Annotated in this window: 7 protein-coding genes; all 7 read left to right on the plus strand. The window is 67.7% G+C overall.

Annotated elements, in window-relative coordinates; all coding sequences use genetic code 11:
• Positions 1–103: 103 nt before the first annotated feature.
• A complete protein-coding gene (gene rplL / locus VH112_06405; GenBank protein ID HEX4539860.1) occupies positions 104–487 on the plus strand; it encodes a 50S ribosomal protein L7/L12 in 384 nt (127 codons plus the stop codon).
• A 268-nt stretch (positions 488–755) separates the two neighbouring features.
• Positions 756–4,334 (plus strand): DNA-directed RNA polymerase subunit beta, encoded by a 3,579-nt coding sequence (gene rpoB, locus VH112_06410; GenBank protein ID HEX4539861.1) that lies wholly within the window; start codon positions 756–758, stop codon positions 4,332–4,334.
• Positions 4,335–8,354: a DNA-directed RNA polymerase subunit beta' gene (locus VH112_06415; protein HEX4539862.1), complete on the plus strand. Its 4,020-nt coding sequence runs from the start codon at positions 4,335–4,337 to the stop codon at positions 8,352–8,354.
• Positions 8,355–8,441: 87 nt separating this feature from the next.
• The gene (rpsL, locus tag VH112_06420; GenBank protein HEX4539863.1) at positions 8,442–8,813 is read left to right on the plus strand and encodes a 30S ribosomal protein S12; all 372 of its coding nucleotides are present in this window, start codon (positions 8,442–8,444) and stop codon (positions 8,811–8,813) included.
• A gap of 2 nt (positions 8,814–8,815) precedes the next feature.
• Positions 8,816–9,286 carry a 30S ribosomal protein S7 gene (gene rpsG / locus VH112_06425; protein HEX4539864.1) on the plus strand — a complete coding sequence of 157 codons (471 nt, stop codon included), beginning with the start codon at positions 8,816–8,818 and terminating at the stop codon, positions 9,284–9,286.
• Positions 9,287–9,322: 36 nt separating this feature from the next.
• Complete coding sequence (gene fusA / locus VH112_06430) at positions 9,323–11,419, plus strand: elongation factor G (protein ID HEX4539865.1); 2,097 nt, start codon at positions 9,323–9,325, stop codon at positions 11,417–11,419.
• A gap of 60 nt (positions 11,420–11,479) precedes the next feature.
• The coding region (locus VH112_06435; protein HEX4539866.1) for a GTP-binding protein at positions 11,480–12,084 on the plus strand (605 nt) is incomplete at its 3' end.

A 12,084-nucleotide genomic window follows, 5' to 3' on the forward strand; every position in this document is an offset into this window, starting at 1 on the left:
GGTGAGCCGGACGAGCGGATCGGCGGCGATTTCGTAGAACGCCGCCGAGGCGCTCGGCCGGATCGCCTCGAGGAACGAGAGAAGAGGAAAAGGAGCAAGCGAAGTGGCAACCAAGGAAGAGATCCTCGACGGGATCGCGAACATGTCGGTGCTCGAGCTGAGCGAGCTGCTCAAGGAGTTCGAGGAGCGCTTCGGGGTCAGTGCCGCGGCGCCCGTCGCCGCCGCCGCCCCGTCGGGTCCGTCCGCCGCCGAGGCGGCGCCGGCCGAAGAGGAGAAGGACGAGTTCGACGTCGTCCTCACCTCGGCGGGCGACAAGAAGATCCAGGTCATCAAGGAGGTGCGCACCCTGACCAACCTGGGCCTCAAGGAGGCCAAGGACCTGGTCGACAGCGCCCCCAAGCCCGTCCTGGAGAAGGTGGCCAAGGAGGAGGCTGAGAAGGCCAAGGCCCAGCTCGAGGGGGCAGGGGCGGCGATCGAGGTCAAGTGAGCGGCGGCCCCAGCCGTCCGCAGGAGGGGCCCCACCCCGGCGGGGCCCTGATCTGACCCCCCAGCTCCTTGACCCGGACGGGGCCCGCGCCCTAGCCTTCCCGCTGCGGCCCCCGCAGGGGTTGTATTTCCCTGCGCTCGCTTATATGCTAGAGGGTTGCCGTGCCCGCCCATCACGTCCCTTCGGCTCTAACCGCTTGATGAGGCGCGCCCGCGCGCCTCTGTCCCTCGGCTTCCGCGCCGAACTGCGCCTCAAAGAGGAGTAGGTCTTGCCCTCTCGTTCCAGCATCCCGGAGCGTCGTTTCTCATTCGCCAACCTCGACGAGGTCCTGCCTCTGCCGGACCTGGTCGCCATCCAGCGGGACTCCTTCCGGTGGTTCCTCGACAAGGGACTGGCGGAGACCTTCCGCGATATCAGCCCGATCGAGGACTTCACCGGCCAGCTCCGGCTGGAGCTCGAGTTCGATCCTGCCGACCAGGACCTTCGCCCACCTCCGAAGTTCTCGATGGAGGAGTGCAAAGAGAAGGACATGACCTACGCCGCGCCCATCTTTGTGCGGGCCCGGTTCATGAACGCCACGACGGGCGAGATCAAGGAGCAGACCGTCTTCATGGGGGACTTCCCGATGATGACGGACAAGGGCACCTTCATCGTCAACGGGACCGAGCGGGTCGTGGTCAGCCAGCTCGTGCGCTCACCAGGGGTCATCTTCCAGCCCGGACGTGACGCCAAGACCATCGTGACCGGGACCATCCACCCCTACCGGGGTGAGTGGATCGAGTTCGACGTGGAGGCCAAGCCGGGCAAGGACATCACCGCCGGCACCAGGGTGGCCCGCAAGCGGCGTCTGTCGCTCTTCGTGCTCCTCCGCGCGCTCGGCTACGAGGACGAGGCCTTCCTGGGCCGGTTCGTCCGTCACTTCGATTTCCTCGAGGGCCAGTGGGAGAAGGAGCGGGAGCTCGCCCCGAGCCGCGACGAGGCGCTGCTGGAGATCTACAAGCGGGCCCGTCCCGGGGAGCCACCGTCGGTGGAGTCCGCCCGGGCCTATTTCGAGAACGCCTTCTTCAACCCGAAGCGCTCGGACCTGACCCGGGTCGGCCGCTACAAGCTCAACCGCAAGCTCGGCCCCGAGATCGAGCGCATCTCCGAGCTGCTCGACATCGACCTGGAGCGCCCGGCCGATGGGCAGGGGGTCCTGAGCCCCAGCGAGATGCTCGCCGCCTCGACCTACATGCTCCACCTCGCCAACGGCGAGCCCGGGTACCGCCTCGACGATCAGGACCACTTCGCCAACCGCCGCATCCGCTCGGTGGGAGAGCTCATCCAGAACCAGGTCCGCGTCGGGCTGTCCCGTATGGAGCGGGTGGTCCGCGAGCGCATGACGACCCAGGACGTCGAGGCCATCACCCCGCAGACGCTGATCAACATCCGGCCGGTCGTGGCCGCCATCAAGGAGTTCTTCGGCACCAGCCAGCTCAGCCAGTTCATGGACCAGCACAACCCGCTGTCGGGCCTGGCCCACAAGCGGCGCCTGTCGGCGCTCGGCCCCGGAGGCCTCTCGCGCGAGCGGGCCGGGTTCGAGGTCCGCGACGTGCACACCTCGCACTACGGGCGGATGTGCCCCATCGAGACGCCCGAGGGTCCCAACATCGGCCTGATCGGCGCCCTGGCCACCTACGGGCGGGTGAACGAGTACGGCTTCATCGAGACGCCCTACCGGCGGGTGGTCGACGGCCGGGTGACTGACGAGATCGTCTACCTGGCGGCCGACGAAGAGGAAGAGCACGTCATCGCGCAGGCGAACGCGGCCCTGGAGGGGGACCAGATCGCCGAGGACCGGGTCCTCGTCCGGAGGGGGCCGCAGGGAGCCGGGGTGCGAGTGGGCGCCACGGTCACCTCCTACGGCAGCACGAGCGAGATCGACTTCGTGCACCCGTCCGAGGTCGACCTCATGGACGTGTCGCCCAAGCAGATCGTCTCGGTGTCGACGGCCCTGATCCCCTTCATCGAGCACGACGACGCCAACCGGGCGCTCATGGGCGCCAACATGCAGAAGCAGGCCGTCCCCCTCGTGGTCCCCGAGGCCCCCTTCATCGGCACCGGGGTCGAGGCCCGAGCGGCGCGCGACGCCGGCGACGTGGTCCTGGCCGAGGGCGAGGGCACGGTCACCGAGGTGACGGGTGACCACGTGGCCGTGGACTACACCGGCCGCCAGCGCGACGGGGGTGTGGCGGGCCGCAAGATCCACCGGCTGGCCAAGTTCCGCCGGTCCAACCAGAACACCTGCATCAACCAGAGGTCAGTGGTGAGCGAAGGCCAGAAGGTCGCTGCCGGCGAGCTTCTGGCCGACGGGCCCTCGACTGACCAGGGTGAGCTGGCCCTGGGCAAGAACCTGCTCGTGGCCTTCATGCCGTGGGAGGGCTACAACTTCGAGGACGCCATCATCCTGTCCGAGCGGCTCGTGCGCGACGACGTGCTGACCTCGATCCACATCGAGGAGCACGAGGTCGACGCCCGGGACACAAAGCTCGGCGCCGAGGAGATCACGAGGGACATTCCCAACCTGTCCGAGGAGATCCTCAAGGACCTCGACGACCGGGGCATCATACGCATCGGCGCCGAGGTCGATGCCGGCGACGTCCTGGTCGGGAAGGTGACGCCGAAGGGCGAGACCGAGCTCACGCCGGAGGAGCGGCTCCTGCGCGCCATCTTCGGTGAGAAGGCACGCGAGGTGCGCGACACCAGCCTCAAGGTTCCCCACGGCGAGTCGGGGAAGGTCATCGACGTCCGGGTGTTCTCCCGGGAGGATGCCCACGAGCTGCCGCCGGGGGTCAACCAGCTGGTGCGGGTCTACGTGGCCCAGAAGCGCAAGATCTCCGAGGGCGACAAGCTCGCCGGCCGCCACGGGAACAAGGGCGTCATCTCCAAGATCCTGCCGATCGAGGACATGCCCTTCCTGTCCGACGGCACTCCCGTCGACATCATCCTCAACCCGCTCGGGGTCCCGAGCCGTATGAACGTCGGCCAGGTGCTCGAGTCGCATCTCGGCTACGCCGCCCGGTGGGGCTGGGACGGTGACGGCAATGTCGCCGACGCCCGGCGCGGCAACGGCAAGGCCGAGCTGACGAACGGGACGGCGAAGACGCACCCGAGGACCGAGCCGGCGATCTGGGTGTCCACACCGGCGTTCGACGGCGCCCACTGGGACGAAGCGGACGACGCCGGTCGCCATCCGACCATCAAGCATCTGTTCGAGACCCTGCACCCCGAGTCCGACGACGGGGCGCGCCTGATCGGGCCCGACGGCAAGGCCGTGCTGTACCACGGCCGCACCGGCGAGCCTTACGACAACCCGGTGAGCGTGGGCTTCGTGTACATGCTCAAGCTCGCCCACCTGGTGGACGACAAGATCCACGCCCGCTCGACGGGGCCCTACTCGATGATCACCCAGCAGCCGCTCGGCGGTAAGGCCCAGTTCGGTGGCCAGCGCTTCGGCGAGATGGAGGTGTGGGCCCTCGAGGCGTACGGCGCGGCCTACGCCCTGCAGGAGCTGCTGACGATCAAGTCGGACGACGTCCTCGGACGGGTCAAGGTCTACGAGGCCATCGTGAAGGGCGAGAACATCCCCGAGCCGGGCATCCCCGAGAGCTTCAAGGTGCTCATCAAGGAGATGCAGTCCCTCTGCCTCAACGTCGAGGTCCTCTCGACCACGGGCGAGGAGATCGAGATGAGGGAGCTCGACGAGGACATCTTCCGCACCGCGGAGGAGCTGGGGATCGATATCAGCCGACCCGAACGTGGGTCGGACGAGGAAGATGAGCGTAGGGCCGGGGAGAGGAGCTTCTAGGTGCTCGACGTCAACGATTTCGACCAGCTCAGGATCGGGCTGGCCACGGCCGAGTCCATTCGCATCTGGTCCAACGGCGAGGTGAAGAAGCCCGAGACGATCAACTATCGGACGCTGCGTCCCGAGAAGGACGGGCTGTTCTGCGAGAAGATCTTCGGGCCCACCAAGGACTGGGAGTGCTACTGCGGCAAGTACAAGCGCGTCCGGTTCCGGGGCATCATCTGCGAGCGCTGCGGCGTGGAGGTCACCAGGTCCAAGGTGCGCCGGGAGCGGATGGGCCACATCGAGCTGGCCGCCCCCGTCGTGCACATCTGGTACCTCCGGGGCACCCGGTCGTGGCTGGCCTACCTGCTCATGGGCACCGAGGTCCGTGAGGAGCTCAAGGCCAAGCAGCTGGAGAAGGTCATCTACTTCGCCGCCAACCTGGTGACGTGGGTCGACGAGGAGCGGCGCCACACCGAGCTGCCCAACCTCGAGGCCGAGCTGGCCGAGGAGCTGGCGGACATCGAGCGCCAGCGCGACCTCGACATCGACGCCCGGTTCAAGGAGCTGGAAGGCGAGCTGGCCGGTCTGGAGTCCGAGGGAGCAAAGGACTCCGAGGTGAAGTCCCGCCAGAAGGCGGCCGACCGCGAGATCGCCGCCTTCCGTGAGCGGGCCGCAGCCGAGCTCGACCTGGCGCGCCGGGCCTTCGACGAGTTCCGGGACCTGTACCCCCGCAAGATCATCGAGGACGAGCTGCTGTGGCGCGAGCTGCGCGACCGCTACGGCGACTACTTCGAGGGGGGCATGGGGGCCGAGGCCATCGCCCGGCTCATCGAGCGCATCGACCTGGACGAGGAGGAGGTCAAGCTTCGCGACGCCATCGATCCCGGTGAAGGGCGCCGACCCCTCTCGGCCCAGCGCAAGCAGAAGGCCATCAAGCGGCTCAAGATCGTGTCGGCCTTCAACCGCCGCGACGAGCACCAGCGACGGGTCAACGACCCGCGGGCCATGATCCTCGAGGCCGTCCCGGTCATCCCGCCCGACCTGCGCCCCATGGTGCAGCTGGACGGCGGCCGGTTCGCCACGTCCGACCTCAACGACCTCTATCGCCGGGTCATCAACCGGAACAACCGGCTGAAGCGACTGCTCGACCTCGGTGCTCCCGAGATCATCGTCAACAACGAGAAGCGCATGCTCCAGGAGGCCGTCGACGCCCTGTTCGACAACGGCCGCCGGGGTCGTCCGGTCACCGGACCTGGCAACCGGCCCCTGAAGAGCCTGTCGGACATGCTCAAGGGCAAGCAGGGTCGCTTCCGCCAGAACCTGCTCGGCAAGCGGGTGGACTACTCGGGCCGCTCGGTCATCGTCGTGGGCCCGACCCTCAAGCTCCACCAGTGCGGCCTTCCCAAGCAGATGGCCCTCGAGCTGTTCAAGCCGTTCGTGATGAAGCGGCTGGTCGACTCCGAGCTGGCCCAGAACATCAAGTCGGCCAAGCGCATGGTCGAGCGCCGCCGGCCCCAGGTGTGGGACGTGCTCGACGACGTCATCAAGGAGCACCCCGTGTTCCTCAACCGGGCCCCCACCCTCCACCGCCTGGGCATCCAGGCCTTCGAGCCCGTCCTGGTCGAGGGCAAGGCCATCCAGATCCACCCGCTGGTCTGCACTGCCTTCAACGCCGACTTCGACGGCGACCAGATGGCGGTTCACCTGCCGCTGTCGGCCGAGGCCCAGGCCGAGGCCCGCATCCTCATGCTCTCGGCCAACAACATCCTGTCGCCGGCCACGGGCCGTCCGATCACGGTTCCGACCCAGGACATGGTCTTCGGGGTCTATTACCTCACCCTGGCGGTCGACGGGGCGAAGGGCGAGGGGCGCTCGTACCGCCAGCACTACGAGGTGGAGCACGCCTTCGAGTCCGGCGAGGTGGGCCTGCACGCCAAGATCAAGCTGCGCGTCGCGCCGAGCCAGCTGGGGCCCCTGGGCGAGATCCTGTCCGGGAACGGCTCGGGCAACGGCTCGTCCGATGCCGGCGGATCCAACGGGGCGTCGGTGGAGCTTCAGACGACCGTGGGCCGCCTGATCTTCAACAGCGCCCTGCCGCCAGGCTTCCGCTTCGTCAACGACGTGGTGGGACGCCGGAACACCAGCGTCGGCGGGATCGTCGAGGAGATCGCGGCCGCCTATCCGAAGGCTGAGGTGGCCGCCAGCCTCGACAAGATCAAGGACCTCGGATTCCGGTTCGCAGCCCAGTCGGGGCTGACGATCTCGATCGACGACGTGCGGACACCGCCCGAGAAGAACAGCATCCTCGATCGCTACGAGCGGGAGGCCGAGAAGGCCGAGACCCAGTTCAAGCGGGGCATCATCACCGACGACGAGCGCCGCCAGAAGGAGATCGAGATCTGGACCTCGGCCAACTCGGAGGTGGGCCGGGCCATGGAGCGGACGCTGTCCACCATGGCCTTCAACCCCCTCGACATGATGGTCGACTCCGGGGCCCGCGGGAACTCCCAGCAGGTCCGCCAGATCGCGGGCATGAAGGGCCTGGTGTCCAACCCCCGCGGCGAGATGATCAACCGACCCATAAAGTCCTCCTTCCGAGAGGGCCTGTCGGTGCTCGAGTACTTCATCTCCACCCACGGCGCCCGCAAGGGCCTTGCCGACACCGCGCTGCGCACGGCCGACTCCGGCTACCTGACCCGCCGGCTGGTCGACGTTGCCCAGGAGCTGATCGTGCGGGAGCCGGACTGCGAGACCAACCGGGGTATCTGGATCGAAGGCACCGTGCCCGACCAGCCGGGACGGCGCAGCTACCTGGAGACCAGGATCTACGGACGGGTCCTGGCCGAGGACGTCACCCTCTCGGACGGCACCACCCTCAAGGGCGGAACGATCGTCAGCGACGAGGATCTCGCCCGCGTGCGCGACGATCCGGAGGTGTCCCGCGTCCGGGTCCGCTCGGTCCTCACCTGCGAGGCCGAGCACGGCGTGTGCGCCGCCTGCTACGGGCAGTCGCTCGCCAGCGGCCGACAGATCGAGATGGGCGAGGCGGTCGGTGTGATCGCGGCCCAGTCGATCGGTGAGCCCGGCACCCAGCTCACGATGCGAACCTTCCACACCGGTGGGATCGCGGGCGAGGACATCACCCACGGTCTCCCGCGCGTCGTCGAGCTGTTCGAGGCCCGCACGCCGAAGGGCGCCGCTGTCCTCGCCCGCACCTCTGGTGTGGTGCGCATCTCCGAGGAGGAGAACGGCCGGCGGATCACGACCGTCGCCGACGACGGGTTCGAGGCCAACTACAACGTGTCGCCCCGGTCCCATCTCGAGATCGCCGACGGCACCGAGATCGACGCGGGCGACGCCCTCGTCGAAGGACCGAAGGATCCCAAGGAGCTGCTGGAGATCAAGGGCATCAGGGAGACCCAGCAGTACCTGGTCGAGGAGGTCCAGAAGGTCTACCGGGACCAGGGGGTCTCGATCCACGACAAGCACATCGAGCTCATCGTCCGCCAGATGCTGCGGCGGGTCTCGGTGGCCGAGCCCGGCGACTCGACGTTTCTGCCCGGCGAGCGGGTGGACGCCCGCATCTACGCCGAGGTCAACCGGCAGCTGGTGCAGGCCGGCCAGCGTCCGGCGGAGGGCCGACCCGAGCTCATGGGCATCACCAAGGCGTCGCTGGCCACCGATTCGTGGCTCTCGGCCGCCTCGTTCCAGGAGACCACCCGGGTGCTGACCGAGGCGGCCATCGAGGGCCGCTCCGACCAGCTGTTCGGCCTCAAGGAGAACATCATCATCGGCAAGCTGATCCCGGCCGGCACGGGGATGACCCGGTACCGCTCGGTCGACATGGACGCCCCCGAGGCCGAGCGGATGACGTTCTGGTCCTCCGAGATCGAAGGTGAGACCGAGGACCTGGCCGCCTGGCTGCGGGACATCGGGTCGGGGGAACGCCCGTCCGAGGACGACCTGGCCGCCGGGTGGCTGGCCGAGGCGGGCGGCGCCGGCCTCGAGACCGAGTCGGAGGACGGCACGGCCTAGCCAGCTCAGCCGCTACTATTGTCCACTGGGCCGCAGTGCCGTTGGGGTGCCGCGCCCAATTCCGATGCAGCTCCCGAGAGGTCCGGTGTGCCCACCATTGCCCAGCTCGTCCGCAAGGGACGGGAATCCAAGCAGTCCAAGACCAAGACGCCGGCATTGCGCGGTGCGCCCCAGCGTCGCGGCGTGTGCACCCGCGTCTACACGACGACCCCGAAGAAGCCCAACTCCGCCCTCCGTAAGGTCGCCCGGGTTCGACTGACCAGCGGCGTCGAGATCACCGCCTACATCCCCGGTGTCGGGCACAACCTCCAGGAGCACTCGATCGTGCTCGTGCGCGGCGGCCGGGTCAAGGACCTCCCCGGTGTGCGGTACAAGATCGTCAGGGGCACCCTGGACACCTCGGGTGTGCGGGATCGCAAGCAGGCCCGCAGCCGCTACGGCGCCAAGAGGGAGGGCTAGCCGTGCCCAGGAAGGGACCCGCCCCCCGCCGTGAGCTCATGCCCGACCCGCTGTACCGGTCGGTCCTGGTCACCCAGGTGGTCAACAAGATCCTCACCAGGGGCAAGCGCACGCTGGCCGAGCGCATCGTGTACGACGCCCTGGACATCCTCCGGGACAAGACCGGCGGGGAGCCGGTCGCCGCCCTCAAGCGGGCGGTGGACAACACCAAGCCCGAGCTGGAGGTGAAGAGCCGCCGGGTCGGGGGTGCGACCTACCAGGTCCCGGTCGATGTCCGCCCTCGGCGGGCGACGACGCTGTCCATCCGCTGGCTGGTCGGCTACTCCCGCCAGCGCCGGGAGAAGACCATGGCCCAACGGCTGGCCAACGAGCTGCTCGACGCCTCCAACAGCGTCGGCAGCGCCGTCAAGCGCCGCGAGGACATGCACAAGATGGCGGAGTCCAACCGGGCCTTCGCCCACTACCGCTGGTAGCGGCAGTATCCGCTTCGTAGACAGTTCGAGACAACCATGCCCCAAGCACCTGTGATCCGCGAGTTCCCACTGGCCAGGACCCGAAACATCGGGATCATGGCCCATATCGACGCGGGCAAGACCACGACGACCGAGCGGATCCTCTACTACACCGGCAAGAACTACAAGATGGGCGAGGTCCACGAGGGCGCCGCCACCATGGACTGGATGGTGCAGGAGCAGGAGCGCGGCATCACCATCACCTCGGCGGCGACCACCTGCCTCTGGAAGGACACCTGGATCAACCTCATCGACACGCCCGGCCACGTCGACTTCACCGTCGAGGTGGAGCGGTCGCTGCGTGTCCTGGACGGCGCCATCGCCGTCTTCGACGCCGTTGCCGGGGTCGAGCCCCAGACCGAGACGGTGTGGCGCCAGGCGGACAAGTACCGGGTGCCTCGCATGTGCTTCGTCAACAAGATGGACCGCATCGGCGCCGACTTCGGTCGCTCCGTGGCCATGATCCGCGACCGGCTCGACGCCAAGCCCGCCGTCGTCCAGATCCCGATCGGCGCCGAGGGTCATTTCCGCGGCTGCATCGATCTCATCGGACAGAAGGCGCTGGTGTGGGAAGAGGGGATGGGAGAGCGTTGGTCGGTCGAGGACATCCCCGCCGACCTGGCCGACGCCGCCGCCGCAGCCCACCACGACCTGATCGACGTCGTCTCGGAGTTCGACGACGTCGTCATGGAGAAGTACGTGGGCGAGGAGGAGATCACCCCCGACGACCTCCGGCACGCCCTGCGCAAGGGCACCATCGAGAACCTGGTCGTCCCCGTGCTGTGCGGGTCGGCCTTCAAGAACAAGGGCGTCCAGCCCATGCTCGACGCCGTCGTCGACTTCCTGCCCAGCCCCCTCGACGTCCCGCCCACGATTGGGATGGACGTCAAGGGCATCGAGGAGCTCGAGCGCGGGCCCGACGACACGGCGCCGTTCGCGGCCCTGGCCTTCAAGATCATGAGCGATCCCTATGTGGGCCGGCTGACCTACTTCCGGGTCTACAGCGGCACACTCACCAAGGGCAGCTCGGTGCTCAACTCGACCAAGGACCGCAAGGAGCGGATCGGCCGCATCCTGCAGATGCACGCCAACCACCGCGAGGACAAGGAAGCCATCTTCGCGGGCGACATCGTGGCGGCGGTCGGTCTCAAGTACACGACGACCGGAGACACCCTCTGCGATCCGTCGAACCCGATCGTCCTCGAGTCGCTCGAGTTCCCCGAGCCCGTCATCCACGTCGCCGTCGAGCCCAAGACCAAGGCCGACCAGGACAAGCTGGGCAAGGCCCTGTTCGCCCTGTCCGAGGAGGACCCGACCTTCCAGGTCCACAGCGACGAGGAGACAGGCCAGACGGTCATCTCGGGCATGGGCGAGCTGCACCTCGAGGTGCTCGTGGACCGCATGCTGCGCGAGTTCAAGGTCGACGCCAACGTGGGCCGGCCGCAGGTCGCCTACCGGGAGACCATCACCCAGTCCGCGTCAAAGGTCGAGGAGCGCTACGTTCGCCAGACCGGTGGGCGGGGGCAGTACGGGCACGTGGTGATCGACCTCGATCCCACGGGCCCTGGTGGTGGCTACGAGTTCGTGGACAAGATCGTTGGTGGCGTGATCCCCAAGGAGTACATCCCGTCGGTCGACGCCGGCATCCAGGAGGCCCTGACCTCGGGGGTCCTCGCCGGCTATCCGATGGTCGACGTCCGGGCCACCCTCACCCACGGCTCCTACCACGATGTCGACTCCTCGGAGATGGCGTTCAAGATCGCTGGTTCCATGGCGGTCAAGAAGGCCGCCCGGCTCGCCCATCCCGTCCTTCTCGAGCCGATCATGGCCGTCGAGGTGGTGACGCCCGAGGAGTACATGGGCGACGTGATCGGCGACCTCTCCTCCCGCCGGGGGCGGGTCGAGGGAATGGAGCAGCGGGGCAACAGCCATGTCGTCCGGGCCCTTGTGCCCCTCTCCGACATGTTCGGCTACGCTACTGACCTGCGTTCTCGCACGCAGGGTCGGGCAACGTACACCATGCAGTTCAACTCCTATCAGCAGGTTCCCGAGGCGATCTCCAAGGAGATCGTGGCCCGGGTTCGAGGCGAATAGCACTTTTATCCCGGCGGCGTTACGACCCGCCACCCAGAGAAATCGGAGCAGTACCGTCCTATGGCCAAGAAGAAGTTCGAGCGCTCGAAGCCCCATCTCAACGTGGGCACGATGGGGCACATCGACCACGGCAAGACAACGCTTACCGCGGCCATCACCAAGATCCTTGCCGATCGCAACCCCAACGTGCAGTACACGCCATTCGAGCAGATCGACAAGGCTCCGGAGGAGAAGGCTCGCGGCATCACCATCTCGATCGCTCACGTCGAGTACGAGACCGACAATCGGCACTACGCGCACGTCGATATGCCCGGTCACGCCGACTACATCAAGAACATGATCACCGGGGCGGCGCAGGTCGACGGCGCCATCCTCGTGGTCTCGGCCGCCGACGGACCGATGCCCCAGACGCGAGAGCACGTGCTGCTGGCCCGCCAGGTGGGGGTGCCCTACATCGTCGTCGCCCTCAACAAGGCGGACATGGTCGACGACGAGGAGCTCCTCGATCTGGTCGAGCTCGAGGTCCGCGAGCTGCTGAGCGAGTACGAGTTCCCGGGAGACGACACCCCGGTGGTCCGGTTGAGCGCCCTCAAGGCGCTGGAAGGCGACGAGGCCGAGACACAGCACGTCCTCGAGCTCATGGAGGCCATCGACACCTACATCCC

The sequence above is a fragment of the Acidimicrobiales bacterium genome, from assembly GCA_036270875.1.
In the GTDB taxonomy this organism is placed as follows: domain Bacteria; phylum Actinomycetota; class Acidimicrobiia; order Acidimicrobiales; family AC-9; genus AC-9.

What these genes read in the sequence shown, in the direction of transcription:
- fusA (HEX4539865.1), top strand. Translation starts at nt 9,323, where the DNA reads ATGCCCCAAGCACCTGTGATCCGCGAGTTCCCACTGGCCAGGACCCGA.